This window comes from Acinetobacter sp. Ac8 (assembly GCF_055392545.1).
In genome coordinates, this window is sequence record NZ_AP043689.1 from 1,326,613 (window position 1) to 1,343,335 (window position 16,723).

At 41.4% G+C, this 16,723-nt stretch carries 14 protein-coding genes; 12 read left to right on the forward strand and 2 right to left on the reverse strand.

The window, feature by feature from the left end; all coding sequences use genetic code 11:
- Window positions 1-31: 31 nt before the first annotated feature.
- Genes ACZ5QH_RS06395 through ACZ5QH_RS06435 form a run of 9 tightly spaced genes read left to right on the forward strand, consistent with a single transcriptional unit; the run spans window position 32 to window position 8,878 of the window.
- A complete protein-coding gene (locus ACZ5QH_RS06395) occupies window positions 32-634 on the forward strand; it encodes a LolA family protein (protein ID WP_244015956.1) in 603 nt (200 codons plus the stop codon).
- On the forward strand, window positions 609-2,939 hold the full coding sequence (locus ACZ5QH_RS06400; protein ID WP_303577266.1) for an MMPL family transporter: 2,331 nt from the start codon (window positions 609-611) through the stop codon (window positions 2,937-2,939). Before ACZ5QH_RS06395 ends, ACZ5QH_RS06400 begins: the two co-directional genes overlap by 26 nt.
- Window positions 2,940-2,948: 9 nt before the next feature.
- Window positions 2,949-4,253: an NAD(P)/FAD-dependent oxidoreductase gene (locus ACZ5QH_RS06405; protein WP_303577265.1), complete on the forward strand. Its 1,305-nt coding sequence runs from the start codon at window positions 2,949-2,951 to the stop codon at window positions 4,251-4,253.
- Entirely contained in the window at window positions 4,253-4,849 is a 597-nt protein-coding gene (locus ACZ5QH_RS06410) for a DUF3261 domain-containing protein (RefSeq protein WP_034613973.1), read from the forward strand. The genes ACZ5QH_RS06405 and ACZ5QH_RS06410 overlap by 1 nt, the downstream gene beginning before the upstream one ends.
- Complete coding sequence (locus ACZ5QH_RS06415) at window positions 4,833-6,047, forward strand: beta-ketoacyl-[acyl-carrier-protein] synthase family protein (RefSeq protein ID WP_303577264.1); 1,215 nt, start codon at window positions 4,833-4,835, stop codon at window positions 6,045-6,047. Before ACZ5QH_RS06410 ends, ACZ5QH_RS06415 begins: the two co-directional genes overlap by 17 nt.
- Complete coding sequence (locus ACZ5QH_RS06420) at window positions 6,044-6,469, forward strand: hotdog family protein (protein ID WP_034613969.1); 426 nt, start codon at window positions 6,044-6,046, stop codon at window positions 6,467-6,469. The genes ACZ5QH_RS06415 and ACZ5QH_RS06420 overlap by 4 nt, the downstream gene beginning before the upstream one ends.
- A 13-nt stretch (window positions 6,470-6,482) precedes the next feature.
- A complete protein-coding gene (locus ACZ5QH_RS06425) occupies window positions 6,483-7,208 on the forward strand; it encodes a 3-ketoacyl-ACP reductase FabG2 (RefSeq protein WP_004819879.1) in 726 nt (241 codons plus the stop codon).
- Window positions 7,208-8,428 carry a beta-ketoacyl-ACP synthase gene (locus ACZ5QH_RS06430; RefSeq protein WP_303577263.1) on the forward strand — a complete coding sequence of 407 codons (1,221 nt, stop codon included), beginning with the start codon at window positions 7,208-7,210 and terminating at the stop codon, window positions 8,426-8,428. The genes ACZ5QH_RS06425 and ACZ5QH_RS06430 overlap by 1 nt, the downstream gene beginning before the upstream one ends.
- Window positions 8,429-8,443: 15 nt before the next feature.
- Window positions 8,444-8,878: an excinuclease gene (locus tag ACZ5QH_RS06435; RefSeq protein WP_303577262.1), complete on the forward strand. Its 435-nt coding sequence runs from the start codon at window positions 8,444-8,446 to the stop codon at window positions 8,876-8,878.
- A gap of 111 nt (window positions 8,879-8,989) precedes the next feature.
- Here the strand turns inward: ACZ5QH_RS06435 and ACZ5QH_RS06440 are convergent, their stop codons facing one another.
- Together ACZ5QH_RS06440 and ACZ5QH_RS06445 are read right to left on the reverse strand one after the other, a co-directional pair.
- On the reverse strand, window positions 8,990-9,982 hold the full coding sequence (locus tag ACZ5QH_RS06440) for an ABC transporter substrate-binding protein (RefSeq protein WP_464016782.1): 993 nt from the start codon (window positions 9,980-9,982) through the stop codon (window positions 8,990-8,992).
- A 3-nt stretch (window positions 9,983-9,985) separates the two neighbouring features.
- The gene (locus ACZ5QH_RS06445; RefSeq protein ID WP_270386117.1) at window positions 9,986-10,573 is read right to left on the reverse strand and encodes an ANTAR domain-containing response regulator; all 588 of its coding nucleotides are present in this window, start codon (window positions 10,571-10,573) and stop codon (window positions 9,986-9,988) included.
- A 430-nt stretch (window positions 10,574-11,003) separates the two neighbouring features.
- On the opposite strand from ACZ5QH_RS06445, the gene ACZ5QH_RS06450 reads away from it, so the two are divergent.
- The 3 genes from ACZ5QH_RS06450 to nirD all read left to right on the forward strand — a co-directional run bounded on the left by ACZ5QH_RS06450 (window position 11,004) and on the right by nirD (window position 16,696).
- On the forward strand, window positions 11,004-12,380 hold the full coding sequence (locus ACZ5QH_RS06450) for an MFS transporter (protein WP_004722167.1): 1,377 nt from the start codon (window positions 11,004-11,006) through the stop codon (window positions 12,378-12,380).
- Between the two features lie 38 nt (window positions 12,381-12,418).
- Window positions 12,419-14,965, forward strand: coding sequence for a nitrite reductase large subunit NirB (nirB, locus tag ACZ5QH_RS06455; protein ID WP_303577260.1), 2,547 nt, complete (start codon window positions 12,419-12,421; stop codon window positions 14,963-14,965).
- A 105-nt stretch (window positions 14,966-15,070) separates the two neighbouring features.
- A complete protein-coding gene (nirD, locus tag ACZ5QH_RS06460; protein WP_303577259.1) occupies window positions 15,071-16,696 on the forward strand; it encodes a nitrite reductase small subunit NirD in 1,626 nt (541 codons plus the stop codon).
- The last annotated feature ends 27 nt before the right edge of the window (window positions 16,697-16,723 follow it).

Here is a 16,723-nt window from a genome sequence, read left to right on the forward strand (position 1 = left end):
TAAAAATAGAATCAAACTGATCATTACCAGTATGATGTTTATGGTTATGACGACACTTCCTTTGGCAAGTTATGCAGAAAGTTCTAAAGTTGGGCAAATTTTTCAACAGCTTTCTCAAACACCTGTTGTTCGTGCCCATTTTGAGCAGCAAAAAAAGCTCACCTCGTTAAATAAAACTTTTAGCTCAAATGGACAGGTTTTATTTTCCAAAAGCCAAGGGGTGATTTGGCAGATTCAAAAGCCTGTTCAAGCGGATTTGATTGTTACCCCAAAAAAGTTGCTACAAAAAACCCAGCGAACCATGAGTCAACTTGAGATTAATAATAGTCAATATGGTTCAGTGGCGACCATGTTTTTACAGTTAATGGCAGGTGATGAAACGGCCTTAGCCAAAAATTTTAATGTGGTTGCAGCCAATTACACAACATCGGCTTGGGATGTCACATTGACCCCGAAAAGCGCGTTGTTTAAAAAATTGTTTGTCAAAGTGAATGCGCAAGGTGGACGTTATGTCAATCGTATTGTGATTACTGAACAAGCCAATAATATGACGATTATTAATTTTAGTCAGCAGACGGCTCAACCTCAAACTTTATCGGCGTCTGAGAATGCACTTTTCCAATTGGCAAAATAAACTCACTGCAATTTGGTTGATATTTTTAGTCATCATTGCGATCGGACTGGGATTTACATGGATGCAAAAAGGCATTCACATCCAGACCAATATTTTTGCTTTACTGCCAAAAGTAAAGCAGGACAAGCAGCTTGAGCAAACCGAACACTATGTCAGTGAGCAATTGAACAATAAAGTGTTCTTGGTGATTGATGCAAAATCATCTGAACAAATTGATCAAGCAACACAGATATTAAGGGCGGGTGTCCAACAGTCGAATTTGTTTAAGCCATTAAAAGCACAAGTTGATACTGAAGATTTTGCCAAGACTTTATATGCACATCATGCAGGCTTAATCAGTTCGCAAGATCAAGCAATCTTAAAACAACAGGATTATGCGGCACTGACTGAACAAAGTTTGATGCAAATCATGAGCCCGGGTATGCCAATCACTGAGGGCTTACTTCAACAAGATCCATTGTTATTATTTCCACGTTATGCCATGGGCCTTGCAAGCCTGCAACAGCATTCAAATATCGAAATACATGATGGTTTTGCCACAATTTCTGATGAGCAAGGCTATTCCCGACTATTTAATTTAGAACTTTTAAAAAGTCCTTATGATATTGAGTATCAAGAACAAACTGCCCAATGGATGACTAATGTTAATCAGCAATTGAGCAAGATCGGGGTGAAACCGCACTGGACTGGAACAATTGTTTTTTCGCATTTTGGTACCCAATCTGCAAAGAATGAAATTTCTACAATCGGCGTGGGTTCGAGTATCGGTGTCTTGCTTTTGGTCTGGTTTGGCTTCCGTTCCATTCGCCCGATGTTGACTGAGTTTATTGCGGTTGCCACTGGGTCAATGGTGGCTTTTGCTGTAACCCACTGGATATTTTCCGAAATACATCTGATGACTTTGGTTTTTGGTGCAAGTCTGATTGGGGTATGTGTCGATTTTTCCTTTTACTTTATGGCGATGCAATCGCAGCAACGACATCTCAATGGATTTGCCGTATTAAAGCCGATTTTACCCAGTTTGTTGATCGGGCTTTCAACCACATTGCTGGCTTATTTATTTTTAAGTTTCACCCCTTTTCCGGGCTTTAAGCAGATTGCCGTATTTTCAATGGTGGGATTAACTGCTGCTGGAATCACCAGTCTATTATTACTGCCGCGTTTACCTGCCTTAAATGCTGAACCTGCAATACGCAGATTAAGCTTTATTGGCACATGGCGTAATTATTTTTTAGCGCACGCAACAAAGCGTTATCTGCTGATTTTTGTGATCTTTGTGGTTTCAGGATCAAGTTTGCTGCTGATCAAAAGTAATGATGATGTGCGTAATTTACAAAGCATGGATCAACATTTAAAGCAGGAAGATCAATATATTCGTTCTCGTTTTGGGCAAGCGCAGGGCAGTGATTATTTTGCAATTTATGCAAATTCAGCAAAGGACCTTGCAAGGCAAGAACAGCACTTGATCCATGCGCTTTCTCAGTTAAAACAACAGGACAAAATTGACGGATTTCAAGCAATAGGACAAACAATTCCTTCGCTGGAACAGCAACAGCAGAATGTTGAATATCTAAAGAAAATTCCAAAATCAGTACTGGTGGAATATGCAAGCGCGATGCAACTTGATCCGAAAGATGTCCTGAGTTGGCAAGCAAGATTGTCTCAACAATCATTGTTAAATTTAGATCAGTTTGCTGCCCATCCTTTGGCATTTTTACAGGTTAATTCGCAGCAAAGATTGATTTTGATTCAAGGCATAAAAGATGTAACAGCTGTAGAGGCTTTGCAAGATCAGCAGAATAAGCTGGTTCGCCCTGTACATAATTTATCGCGCTTATTCCAAGACCATCGGATCCAAGCTGAATATCTTTTTGTTTATGCATTAATTGCCTTAGCGATCGGTTTAATGCTGATCTATGGGATTAAATCGGTATTTGCTTTGATGGTGCCAGTGACTTTGGCATTAATGAGCACCTTTGCATTACAGGCATGGATGGGCGTTGAGATTAATCTATTTAGTGTAATGGGGGTTTTTCTCATCTTGGGGATTGGTGTGGATTACGCCATTTTCTACCGTCAAGGGCACGATCATCCGCATGTAGTCGGGATGGCATTATTTCTCTGTATGATGTCGACTTTGTTGGGATTCGGTTTATTGGCGTTAAGCCATACCTATGCAATACATTGTTTTGGGTTAACGGTCCTTTTTGGGGTAATTTTTTCGTTTATCTATGCCACGCTTTTTACGCCGGCAGACTCAAAATTAAATCAAAATCAATTAATCAGTCAAAGAACTGAACATTAAGGTGAATACATGAAGGGTTTAGATTTACAACAAACAGATGTGGTGATCATCGGGGCAGGACCGTCGGGAAGTTCCGCAGCAGCACTGCTTAGGCACAAAGGTTATCAAGTGGTGATCATTGAAAAGCAACATTTTCCTCGCTTTTCGATTGGTGAATCACTTTTGCCACAATGTATGGTGTTTTTAGAAGAGGCCGGTTTATTAGACACAGTTCGTGAACATGTTGAAGAATATGCATTTCAGTTTAAAAATGGTGCAGCATTTTTACGTGGTCATCAACGCAGCTACTACGATTTTACTCAAAAATTTAGTGAAGGCCCAGGAACGACATGGCAGATTAGACGTGCGAATTTCGACCATCTTTTAGCACAGCAAGCTGAACAATATGGGGCTGAAATTCGTTTTGGGCATGAGGTTGTTGCAGTTGATGTTGAGCTTGATCATCCTCTATTAACAGTTAAAGATGAGCAGCAAAATATCTATCAAATTCAGGCTAAATTTTTACTGGATGCCAGTGGCTTTGGTCGTATTTTGCCGAAACTTCTTGATCTAGAAAGCCCTTCAAATTTCCCAGTACGCCGTGCGGTGTTTAGTCATATTGAAGATGGGATCTTGGATGATCCTGAATTCGACCGAAATAAAATCCTGATTACGGTACATGAAAAAGATCATCGTGGATGGTATTGGTTAATTCCATTTGCGGATGGTCGCTGTTCATTTGGGATTGTTGCTGAACAGGATTTCTTTGATCATTATGGTTATATCTCTGATGAGCCTGAAGCCTTATTGGCTTTATTTAAAGATATTCTTGCAGATGAACCGAGTTTGTCGCAGGTACTGCGCAATATGAAGTTTGATACGCCAATCCGTACTTTGGTGGGCTATTCAGCAAATGTTAAAACCTTGGCACAGCGCAATTTTGCTTTGCTGGGCAATGCGGGTGAATTTTTAGATCCTGTGTTTTCATCTGGGGTGACCATTGCACTCAAGTCTTCAAGTTTGGCGGTACCTTTAGTCGATCAAGTCTTACAAGGTGGGCAAGTAGACTGGATGCAAGAATATGAAAAACCTTTGCGTAAAGGAATCAAAGTATTTCGCGCTTATGTAGAAGCATGGTACGACGGTGAGTTTCAAGATGTGGTATTTTCAAAAAATCAAAATGAAAAAATCCGTCGTATGATTGCGTCATTATTGGCGGGCTATGCTTGGGATGAAACTAATCCAATCTATCGCAATGCACGACAACGCTTAAATACCTTGGCTGAGTATTGTCGTCATGATCTGGAAAAGAGCAAAATACTTGAGAGCGAATAATGCAAATTTGGTTAAAAACAATGAGCATCAGTCTGTTGTTAGCGCTGGGTGCCTGTCAAAGTATGTATCCACAGCCACAAGGTCTGGTTCCTGTGGTTTGGTCTGCTGATCCAGCCTTGGCGCATTATCAGCGTCAAGATCAAGTTGAAGTTGTCTGGAAAAATCAAAGTTTTAGCTTTTTACTCTACCAAGAACAGCAGGCGAAAAACTTGCAAATGTTTGCTTTAAGCTTAACTGGACAGCAACTGTTTAGACTGGATTTCGATGGTCAAAAAGTACAGGTGCATGAAAGGATAAAACCGATGCGTTTGTTACCCTTTGATTTTGTGGTTCGAGATATTCTGTTTGCAACTTATCCTGATTTTGCAAAAAATCATTTAGAAAATGTTAAAGTGAAACAGGGCGTTGATCAGACTGAAATTGAGATTGATCAAAAAAATGTTTTAACGATAAAAACGCGTGCTGATCATATTGAGCTGGATAACCTGCAAGTTCCTTATCAAATGATCTTTAGCCCTGTGGAAAATACTTTAAAAGACAATTCATTAGAGCAAAATGAAGTGGAAGATCTGCAAAAAAATGACAAAAAAGATTGATTTAAACCATCCCGCTGTAGGCATTCATTGTTCAGCCAGTTTATCTGCTTTAGGTGATCATCCTGAACAGGTCAAGGCACAATTGACCTCATTGGAAAACAGTTTAACCCTGAATAAATCTTTGATTTTTGATCAGCCCGTATGGGTGGGTGCTTATGCACATCCGTTATGTAGCGATATTCCAGTTGCGCTACAAAACTATGACTCGCGTAATTTACGTTTTGCTTTAACTGCGCTTGCACAATGTGAATCTGAGTTACGTGACTATGTGGCTAAGTTTGATAAAAAGCGGCTTGCAATCATTGTGGGGACCTCAACGTCAGGTATTTCGGACAATGAACCCTTATTAAAAGCCTACTTTCAAGGCCAAACTGAAACAGTGATTCAACAGCAAAAGCAGGAAATGGGTAATCTCGCCAAAGCTTTGCAAATTTATTTGGGCTGGGACGGTCTTGCGTATACGATTTCTACGGCTTGTTCTTCAAGTGCTAAAGCTTTTGCCAGTGGGCAACGTTTGCTTAATGCAGGGCTTGCCGATGCTGTATTGGTGGGTGGCGTAGATACCCTCGCTAAACTGACCTTGAACGGCTTTAACAGTCTGGAAAATTTGAGTGCAGGTATCTGTAGCCCATGTGGATATCAGCGGGATGGGATCAATATTGGTGAGGCCGCAAGCTTATTTTTACTCAGTAAAGAACCAGCGCCGATCATGTTGATTTCTGCGGGTGAATCTATGGACGCATGGCATATTTCTGCACCGCATCCAGAAGGCAAAGGCGCAGCAACTGCAATGCAAAAAGCACTGGATCAGGCGCAATTAAAAGCTTCATATATTCAATATCTTAATTTGCATGGCACCGCAACCACGCACAATGATGATATGGAAATTAAAGCAGTCCGGCAGGTCTTTCAGGACTATGCCGTTCCATTGAGTAGTACTAAGCATAAAACTGGACACTGTTTAGGTGCTGCGGGCGCATTGGAAGCCTATATTTGTACACAAGTGCTTAAAGATCAAAACTGGTTACCCCTTCATCAAAATGGTGCGATTGATCCTGAATTGGATGATCAGCATTACGTTGAACACGATGATTTAAATCAAACTACTCAATCTGATCCTGTGCGTTTTGTGATGAGTAATTCATTTGCCTTTGGCGGTAGTAATGTCAGCCTTATTTTTGGAACTGAAATCAAATGAGTTTAGATGCTATTCAATTTATTCCGCATGAAAAACCGATGGTTTTTGTTGATCAACTGCTGGAGCTAGGGGAAAATTTTGCACTTGCCAATCTAACCATTACTCCTGAATTGATGTTTAGTGATGAACAAGGTTTGCCGACTTGGAGTAGTATTGAACTCATGGCACAAACGATTAGTGCCTTTGCCGGTGCAAAAGGACAAAAAATGGGGCAAACGCCACAAATTGGTTATTTGCTCGGAACACGCAAATTAAATTTACCTTTGGCTTATTTTGAATTTGGTAAAACATTGACCATTCGGGCTGAACAACAATATTTACATGAAGGCTTGGCACAATTCTCTTGTGAAATAAGCTATGAAGAACATAAAATTAGCGCAGTTTTAAGTGTTTATGAACCACCTGTGAAAGCTGAGCAATAAGTAGGAATTAAGTGTGTCGAGAAGAATATTAGTGACGGGATCTAGTCGAGGAATTGGTAAAGCAATTGCTTTAACTTTAGCAAAATCTGGCTTTGATGTGGTGGTGCATGCACGTTCTAGACGTGCTGATGCTGAGCAAGTGGTCGCTGAAATCCAAGCATTGGGGCAAAACAGTTATGCGCTACTTTTTGATGTCACACAACGTGAAAATACCCGACAGATACTGGAACAAGATATCGAGCTTCATGGTGCATTTTATGGTGTAGTGCTAAATGCAGGTTTAACCCATGATGGCGCATTTCCAGCTTTAACCGACAATGACTGGGATGAAGTAATTTCGACCTCATTGGATGGTTTTTATAATGTATTAAAACCTTTAGTGATGCCGATGATTCGCCTAAAACAAGGCGGGCGTATTGTCACGCTTTCTTCTGTTTCCGGCATTATGGGTAATCGTGGTCAAGTCAATTATAGTGCGGCAAAAGCGGGATTGATTGGTGCGACCAAAGCTTTGGCTTTAGAACTGGCAAAAAGAAAAATTACCGTGAATTGCGTTGCACCGGGGCTGATTGAAACGGAAATGGTCACAGAAGAAGTAAAAGAACATGCTTTAAAAATGATTCCCTTACAACGTATGGGACAGGTCGATGAAGTGGCGCATACCGTGAACTTTCTCTGCTCTGATCACGCAAGCTATATTACTCGGCAAGTCATTTCTGTGAATGGGGGATTGATTTAATGAAACGTGTTGTTGTGACGGGAATGTCGGGAATCACCTCACTGGGTGAAACGGCAGATGAAATTTTTGCCCAATTCCAATCATCAAAAAATGGCATTCGTGCGATGCCTGATTGGGAAATTTATACCGATTTACGTTGTAAAATTGCAGGCCCAGTAGAACACTTTGAGGTACCCAAACATTTTAATCGTAAAGTGACACGAGGTATGGGACGAGTTGCATTGATGTCGGTGATTTGTGCTGAAAAAGCATTGGCAGATGCAGGCTTGATCGATCATCCTATTTTGAAAAGTGGCGATGCTGGTGTTGCTTTTGGCTCTTCTGCAGGGAGTGTCGATGCGGTCAAAGAGTTTGGGAAAATGCTCATAGACAACGACATGAGCCGTTTAAATGCGACCACGTATATTCGCATGATGTCACATACCAGCGCTGTGAATATGACGGTTTATTTTGGTTTAAAAGGTTTAACCTTACCCACATCAAGTGCCTGCACTTCAGGTTCAATGGCCATCGGACAGGCGTTTGAAGCAATTAAACTAGGTAAACAAACGCTGATGCTTGCGGGTGGTGCTGAGGAGCTCAGTGCGACAGGTTCAGCTGTATTCGATGTGTTATTAGCCACCAGCGGGATGAACGACACCCCTGAAAAAACACCACGGCCATTTGATAAAAATCGTGATGGATTGGTGATTGGTGAAGGTGCTGGCTGTTTAGTGCTAGAAGAATATGAACATGCACTGGCCCGTGGTGCAACGATCTATGCAGAAGTCATCGGTTATGCCAGCAATACCGATGGTGAACATGTCACTCGTCCAAATTCAGAAATGATGGAAAGATGCATGCGCATGGCACTTAAAGATGCCGCAATTTCTGCGCAAGAGGTTGATTATATCAACGCGCATGGGACTTCGACAGATCAAGGCGATGTTGCCGAAACTCAAGCTACTGCACGTATATTTGGTAAAAAACCGATCAGCTCATTAAAAAGTTATTTTGGACATACCCTTGGTGCATGTGGTGCAATCGAAGCTTGGCTGAGTATAGAAATGCTGCAACGCCAACAGTTTATCCATACTTTAAATTTGGATGAAATTGACCCATTATGTGGTGATTTAGATTATATCGTGCGGGAACCACGAGAGATGAATGCAAAAACCATCATGACCAATAATTTTGCATTTGGAGGGATCAACACCTCCATTATTTTAAAACATACTTAAAAGAGGAAAAAAACGATGTCATTTAAACACTTGGTTGTTGCTTCAACTTTATGCTTTGGTGGAATCGTCTCTGCACAGGCTGCGGACACTGTTCATAATCTCAATTTTAAAGCAGCTGTAGATCAAGCTGTGGCTGATGGATTTTTAGATGGATCGGTAAAATTTTATCTTGCTGGGACTAAATCTGGTGGTCAAGTTTTAGAAAAAGCGGTTGTCAGCAATAAAAAAACCAATGGTTTTGGAAAGGCTGCGGAAAAGGCTTGTGATCATGTATTACGTTCAGCCTTAATCCAATTACAAAGTGCGGCAAAAGACAAAGGTGCCAACGCGGTGACCAATATTGTGAGCTATTTCAAAGCAAATGAATCAAAAAACACCACCACATATCAATGTTATAAAGGTACAGCACTTGCGAGTGTGGCTTTAAAAGGCGATATCGTTAAATTCTAAGCGGTAAACATGAGCCAATGTCTAGTAATCTTTTAGAATATGAGATGGACATTGGCTCATACTTTTGAATCTATAAAAAAATAATATTTAACGATTAAAAATTTCATTAGCCTATTCATTTAAATGTCCTGTGCATTGTGCCGAAATGTTTTTGATTTGTGCCGTATCCAGTTCTAAGTTATCCCATTTGCACATTTGTTGAATAATCCATTCAAAATCATCTGGTTTAGGTCGCTCCTGTGTCCCAAAAGAGCGAATAATATTTTGTATTTTATGAAACGCATAGGTATGCACCAAATGTGAACAGTTGAAGCGGATAATCTGGCTGTCTTCTAACATGTGCCATATAGGTTGCAGTGATTGCAAGGTGCTTAAATCATGCTGTGCTTGCTGAATCGCTGTCTGCAATGCGTTTAAGGTATTCGGATGCTTGTTTGCCCATTCATGGGTGGTCGCCAAAACTTTATCCGCGACTTCAGGAATAATCTGTTTACTCTCAGCAATCACATAACTATAACCTTCAATCTGCGCTTGGATATTCCAAGGTTCACCGACACAGAATCCATCGATGAGTTGTGATGAAATCGCATCCACCATATAGGAAGGGGGCAGTGTGGAGGGTTGATATTTTTTGGCCAAATCTGGGTCTGCCAAAGCCAACCATTCTCTTAAACAATAATGGTGGATGGACTGTTTAAACACATGGGCCAGTTGTATTTTATCGCCTTGTTTTAAGGCTTGAACCACTTTAGCTGCTGAAGCTTGCGCAGTATCTTGTGTCTGAATTTTTAATTCATAGCAGAGTTTTTGGCTCAAGCTGATAAATGCGCGATTGGTACTCAACACCAATGCGGTTTGTAAGGGAATACCCAGTTGATCATTACCTGTTGCAGCAGCGGGAAGCATGGCAGAATGACAATGTGCGGCATCTAAAATACCAAAAGCTAAACGGTCACGTAGGCTGGCCCAAGATGGCTCTTTTACCAACGTAACATTGAGGCCTTGCTCGGTAAAATAGCCTTGATGTTGTGCCCAAAGTATTGCAGTGCAATCCAGTAAAGGAATATAGCCTAATTGAATGTCAGTGGTTTCAAGTGTATGCATTGTTTATTCCTTGAAATTAGCTTGGAGCAAGGCTTGGGCATCGATTAACTTTCTTGCCATTTCCCCCATGGTGATACGGTGACTCATGGCATTTTTTCGTAACAAACTGAAAGCTTGTTCTTCTTTAATTTGATGCATTTGCATCAGCATCACTTTGGCTTTTTCAATATCTTTACGGTCTGCCAGTTTGCATTTGGTTTCATTGAGATCTTTTAACAGTTTTTTATGTTTTTTAAATTGCTCAATCGAAATTTCTAAAATACTTTCCAGTTTTTCAGGATCAATCCCATCGACAATATAGGCGGTTACACCCGCTTCAATGGCACTTTTGATGGTGTCTTTTTGCGAGTTTTTAGTGAAAAGCACAGTGGGCAAATCAAACTGACTGACACAGCTTTCAATAATATCTCGTTGTGGATGGTCCATATCCAGCAAAATTACATCGGCATGTAATTGTTGAAGATCGGTACTGTTTAAATGGTCAATCATCAGACATGCGACCACCTCGAAACCATGTTCGATCAAAGAGGATTTGATAAAAGATGCCCGCTCTATATCATCATCGATCAGGGCAATTCTTAATTTTGGCATGTCGCTACTCAAGTATGTCCTGACATGAACTTTCAGCATATAAGCAATTTAGATGCCAATATCTCTGGTTAAAATTGCTGTTTAAAGCATAACCGCAGGATGTTAAAGAAAAGTGATGCACTTTATTGACGCAATTTGCTTCCTAAACATGCAGTTTTATAGCTTACATTTTAGATGCACTGATCAACAGTATGACGTTTTATTGTGCAATCTAGGTACGATCATTTAATCATAAGTACTGAGTATTCAAGCAAAATAAAACCATAAACAGTCAAAAATATAAAATTGGCATGAACCATGCATATATTTAATCAAGTCAAAGAAGACTTTCAAAATTTGTAAGACGGCCAACGACGTCCGTTCTGATCGTTACTGATATGCCTCGTGCATAACAGCAACTTATATACGTTCAGTTCAGGAGATCGAAGCTATGTCTTCAAATTTAGATGCGAAAAAAGCAACAAAGATTCATCTTTTCAATTTTAGCAGCGCAGCAATGCGGGCCTTCCATATGAGTTGGCTCGCCTTTTTTGTTTGCTTCTTTGCATGGTTTGCCTGTGCGCCGTTAATGCCTGTGATTGCAGGTGAATTTCATCTGACTAAAGATCAAATTGCCAATATCAATATTGCCGCGGTGGCCATCACGATTTTAGTGCGTCTGATCGTCGGTCCCTTATGCGATAAATACGGTCCGCGTAAAACCTATACCGCATTACTGATTATCGGCAGTATCCCTGTATTTGGTGTGGCATCTGCCAATAGTTATGAATCCTTTCTATTTTTCCGTCTATTGATTGGTGCAATTGGTGCCAGCTTTGTCATCACGCAATATCACACCAGTATTATGTTTGCGCCAAATGTGGTGGGAACTGCAAATGCAACCACCGCAGGTTGGGGCAATGCGGGTGGTGGCGCAACTCAAGCCTTGATGCCATTGATGCTTGCTGCACTGGTGATGTTTGGTGTTGAACAAGCCATGGGATGGAGAATTGCGCTGATTGTACCTGGTGTGATGATGTTAATCGTCGGTGCAATGTATTGGAAGTTTACTCAAGATTGCCCACAAGGTGATTTTAAAGAACTTCGTGCGCAAGGTCTGCATGTGGGCAGTGATAAAAAAGGTGGTATGGCGATTTTAATACATGCTGCAAAAAACTACCGTGTCTGGATTCTATTTGGTGCTTATGCTGCTTGTTTTGGTATCGAAATTTTTATTCACAACATTGTCGCAATGTACTACGTGGATCATTTTAAATTTGGTTTAAAAGAAGCGGGTATGGCCGCAGGAATTTTTGGTTTACTGGCACTGTTTGCCCGTGCACTTGGCGGTATTGTTTCAGACAAGGTGGCGACTAAAAAAGGTCTCGATGGTCGTACTAAAGTATTGTTTGCCATGATCCTGTTAGAAGGCGTATTTCTGATTGTCTTTTCTCAAATGAATACCGCAATTCTGGCGATTTTGGTCATGACAGTATTTGCTTTATTTACCCATATGGCTTGCGGTGCGACCTATGCACTGGTTCCATTTATTGATCGCGATGCTTTGGGTGGTGTGGCTGGCATTATCGGTGCAGGCGGTAATGTCGGTGCTGTTGCTGCTGGTTTCTTATTAAAAGGCATGTTGGATATTCAAACGACGCTGATGGTTTTAGGTGGTTTGGTGGTGATTGCTGCAAGTTGTGTATTGATGATCCGTTTTTCGGTTGAACATAAAGAGAAAGAGCAAAAGTTATTTGAAGCTGCGGTACTTGAGCGAAATAGCATGGAACAAAATGCTGTAAGTCTTAAACAAAACAGTGCGACTTAATTGAATAACAAGAGCAAAAACAATCGAGGAGAATCGATATGAAATTAGTGATGATTGGTCATGGAATGGTTGGGCACAAATTTATTGAATCTGTGCTGGAACATGCAGGTGATGAAGTTGAAATCACGATTTTGGCAGAAGAACCCCGTTTAGCTTATGACCGTGTACATTTGACTGAATATTTTACAGGGAAGTCTGCAAAAGATTTAACCCTCTGTCGTGCTGACTTTGCCGATGCTTATGGTATCGACCTGCGCTTAAACACCAAAGCTACTGATATAGATACCTGCAATAAATGCATCACCACCAATCATGGCGATGTGATTAGCTATGACAAATTGGTGCTTGCGACGGGTTCCTATGCTTTTGTTCCACCAATTTCAGGTCACGACCGTAACAACTGTTTTGTTTACCGTACCATTGATGACTTGGATGCGATTCGGGCAGCGAGTTTATCGGCAAAATCTGGTGTGGTCATTGGCGGTGGTTTGTTGGGTTTGGAAGCTGCCAAAGCGCTTCGTGATTTAGACTTGGAAACCCATGTTGTTGAATTTGCACCCCGTTTAATGGCAGTACAAATTGATGATTTGGGCGGAAAAGTTTTACGCGCCAAGATTGAAAATTTAGGCGTGAAAGTCCATACCCAAAAGGCCACTTCATCTATAGAAGAGGGTGTGAATAGCACCCATGTGATGAAGTTTGCAGATGGTTCAGAACTTGAAACAGATATTATTCTATTTTCAGCAGGGATTCGCCCACGTGATGAATTGGCGCGCCAAAGTGGTTTAGCTTTAGGTGAGCGTGGTGGTATCGTGATCAACGATTACTGCCAAACCTCAGATGCAGACATTTATGCAATTGGTGAATGTGCATTATGGAACAATAAAATTTATGGTTTAGTGGCGCCCGGTTATGACATGGCACGGATTGCGGCAAAACATGTGATGCAACAAAGTTGCCCTACATTTGCTGGCGCAGACATGAGCACCAAGCTAAAACTGATGGGTGTCGATGTGGCATCGGTAGGCGATGCCCATGCCATGACTGCAAATGCATTGAGCTATTTCTATGCCGATGAAGATGCAATGGTCTATAAAAAGATCGTGGTCAATGCAGAGAAAACCCAATTACTAGGTGCGGTACTGGTCGGTTGCGCCAAAGAATATAACGACTTATTGCAAATGATGCTCAATGGATTGGCTGTACCTGAAAATCCAGAAAGTTTAATCATGCCGGGCTATGCACAATCTTCAGCAAAAGCGGGAGGCAGTGGTGTAGATTTATTGCCAGACAGTGCCACGATTTGTTCATGTAATAATGTGTCTAAAGCAGATATTTGTAGTGCAATTGCAGAGGGTTCGACCTCATTAGGTGCGTTAAAAAAATGTACCAAAGCCGCAACCGCATGTGGTGGATGTGCACCCTTAGTGACCCAAGTTTTAAAATCTGAATTACAACGCCAAGGGGTAACGGTCAATAATCATCTTTGTGAACACTTTGCTTACTCACGCCAAGAGTTGTATCACTTGGTACGGGTCAATGAAATTAAAAGCTTTGATGATTTGATTCAACAGCATGGGCATGGTTTAGGTTGTGATATTTGCAAACCGACAGCGGCCAATATCTTGGCATCTTGCTGGAATGACTTTGTTCTCACCGCAAATCATGCTGGGCTGCAAGACAGTAACGACTACTATCTGGGCAATATTCAAAAAGATGGTTCTTATTCTGTTGTACCACGTATGGCAGGCGGTGAAGTGACGCCAGATGGTTTGATTGCAGTGGGTCAGATTGCCAAAGAATATGGTTTATATACCAAGCTAACCGGTGGGCAACGGGTAGACTTGTTTGGAGCACAAGTCCATCAATTGCCAGAGATTTGGGAAAAGCTGATCAATGCTGGTTTTGAGTCTGGTCATGCCTATGGCAAGTCATTACGTACCGTTAAATCTTGTGTTGGGAGCACATGGTGTCGTTATGGTGTCGATGACTCGGTCGGTTTAGCCATCTTCCTTGAAAATCGCTACAAAGGGTTACGTTCCCCACATAAATTAAAAATGGCAGTTTCGGGCTGTACCCGTGAATGTGCCGAAGCACAAAGCAAAGATGTTGGGGTGATTGCCACGGAAAAAGGCTGGAACTTGTATGTTTGTGGCAATGGGGGAATGAAACCTCGCCATGCAGAACTCTTAGCTTCTGACCTAGATACGCAAACTTTAATTCAATATATCGACCGCTTCTTTATGTTCTATATCCAAACAGCGGATCGTTTACAACGGACTTCAGTATGGCGTGACAATATGGATGGTGGTTTGGATTATCTTAAAGATGTTGTTGTGCATGATTCCTTAGGGGTTGCTGCTGAACTTGAACGTCGAATGAGCTATGTGGTGGGCACTTATCAAGACGAATGGCGCACTGCGGTGGAAGATCCTGAAGTACGAAAACGTTTTGTGACCTTTATTAATGCCAAAGCTGAGCAACAGCAAGATCCACATATTCAGTTTGCCCAAGTCCGTGGGCAAATTCGCCCAAAAACTGAATCAGAACGTGATCAGAGCCGTATTCCTGTAGTTGAAGCATAAAGTTGAAGCATAAGCATATGAACACTGGGTTTATTGGCCTTATTCCACAGCTTAAAAACAAGCCTCGTGGAAGATCTGATCAACGGTGTTAAAAGGATAAATACAATGACGATTTTAAAAGATATGAATGAACTCGATTGGCTGGATATTTGTGCATTGCAAGACATTACGCCCAATATAGGTGTAGGCGCATTACTGGGACAACAACAAGTGGCTATTTTTCGGGTAGGCAGTGAAAAGCGTGTATATGCGCTGAGCAACCAAGACCCATTTAGCAAAGCCTTTGTGATGTCGCGTGGAATTATTGGTGATTTACAAGGTGAACGTGTAGTTGCATCACCGATTTATAAGCAACATTTTAGTTTAGCAACAGGCCGTTGTTTAGAAGACAAAGATCAAAAATTATTGGTTTTTCCAAGCAAAATTGAAAATGGTCGGGTTTGGGTTAGTCCAACCCCACAAAAAACCTATATCACCAATAATGGTACGGCTCAGGAAAAAATCAATTTAGTTCTGGTGGGGAACGGATTGGCAGGCATGCGTTGCTTGGAAGATTTGCTGGATATGGCACCTGATCGTTATAAGGTGACGGTGATTGGTGAGGAGCCTTGGGGTAACTATAACCGGATTATGCTGTCGCCTGTCTTATCAGGGGATAAAACCATTGACGACATTATGCTACATCCCCATTCATGGTATGCCGATAAAAATATTCGTTTTATTGCGGGTGATGCTGCGGTACGTATTGACCGTCCGCGTAAGCAAGTCTATACCGAAAAAGGTCTAGTGGTGAGCTATGACCGTTTGATTTTAGCCACGGGTTCAAAACCATTTATTCCACCAGTCAAAGGCTCAGATTTAGATGGCGTGTTGAGCTTTCGTGATATTTATGATGTCAATAATATGCTCGACTACTGCAAATCTAAACACAATGCCGTGGTGATTGGTGGTGGTCTATTGGGGCTAGAAGCCGCATATGGTTTAAAGCAACGTGGTATGAATGTGACGGTTTTGCATTTGATGGATCGCATTATGGATCGCCAACTTGATGCCAAAGCCAGTCAAATGTTGAAAACAGCAATTGAACAAAAGGGCATTTCGATCATCACCGAAGCCAATACAGAAGAATTACTCGGTGAAAATGGTCATGTCACCCAGGTTCGGTTAAAAGATGGCACGCTTTTAGATGCAGATCTGGTGGTTTTTGCCGTGGGTATTCGCCCAAATATGGCTTTGGCACAAAGCGCGGGTTTACGCTGTAATCGTGGTGTGTTGGTCAATGACACCATGCAAACCTATGATCCAAGTATTTATGCAGTGGGTGAATGTATTGAGCATCGTAACCAAACGTTTGGTTTGGTAGAACCTTTATGGGGTCAAGCCTTTATCTGTGCATCACATTTGGCCGAACACGGCAGTTTGACCTTTAAAGCACCGACTGTTCCAACCCAGTTAAAAGTCAGTGGTTGTGATGTTTTCTCAGCAGGTCGCATTGATTTAGAAAACAGTCAGCCACTAGAGGATTTCGAAGACATTATTCTGAATGATGAAAAACGTCAAATCTACAAACGCATTATTATTCAAAAAGATAAAGTCGTGGGTGCAGTACTGTTTGGTGATACAGAGGATGGCACTTGGTACGCTGAATTGATTGCTGATCAAACCCCAATTTCTTCGATTCGCAATAAATTGTTATTTGGTCGGGATTTTGCATTAAAAAAAGCAGGCTGATTTATATCGCTTAACCCCCTTTATCTT

Bases quoted from the DNA above. Each gene is read 5' to 3' on its own strand.
- ACZ5QH_RS06395 (WP_244015956.1), top strand. From the start codon at position 32: ATGATGTTTATGGTTATGACGACACTTCCTTTGGCAAGTTATGCAGAA.
- ACZ5QH_RS06400 (WP_303577266.1), top strand. From the start codon at position 609: ATGCACTTTTCCAATTGGCAAAATAAACTCACTGCAATTTGGTTGATA.
- ACZ5QH_RS06405 (WP_303577265.1), top strand. From the start codon at position 2,949: ATGAAGGGTTTAGATTTACAACAAACAGATGTGGTGATCATCGGGGCA.
- ACZ5QH_RS06410 (WP_034613973.1), top strand. From the start codon at position 4,253: ATGCAAATTTGGTTAAAAACAATGAGCATCAGTCTGTTGTTAGCGCTG.
- ACZ5QH_RS06415 (WP_303577264.1), top strand. From the start codon at position 4,833: ATGACAAAAAAGATTGATTTAAACCATCCCGCTGTAGGCATTCATTGT.
- ACZ5QH_RS06420 (WP_034613969.1), top strand. From the start codon at position 6,044: ATGAGTTTAGATGCTATTCAATTTATTCCGCATGAAAAACCGATGGTT.
- ACZ5QH_RS06430 (WP_303577263.1), top strand. From the start codon at position 7,208: ATGAAACGTGTTGTTGTGACGGGAATGTCGGGAATCACCTCACTGGGT.
- ACZ5QH_RS06435 (WP_303577262.1), top strand. From the start codon at position 8,444: ATGTCATTTAAACACTTGGTTGTTGCTTCAACTTTATGCTTTGGTGGA.
- ACZ5QH_RS06440 (WP_464016782.1), bottom strand. From the start codon at position 9,982: ATGCATACACTTGAAACCACTGACATTCAATTAGGCTATATTCCTTTA.
- ACZ5QH_RS06445 (WP_270386117.1), bottom strand. From the start codon at position 10,573: ATGCCAAAATTAAGAATTGCCCTGATCGATGATGATATAGAGCGGGCA.
- ACZ5QH_RS06450 (WP_004722167.1), top strand. From the start codon at position 11,004: ATGTCTTCAAATTTAGATGCGAAAAAAGCAACAAAGATTCATCTTTTC.
- nirB (WP_303577260.1), top strand. From the start codon at position 12,419: ATGAAATTAGTGATGATTGGTCATGGAATGGTTGGGCACAAATTTATT.
- nirD (WP_303577259.1), top strand. From the start codon at position 15,071: ATGACGATTTTAAAAGATATGAATGAACTCGATTGGCTGGATATTTGT.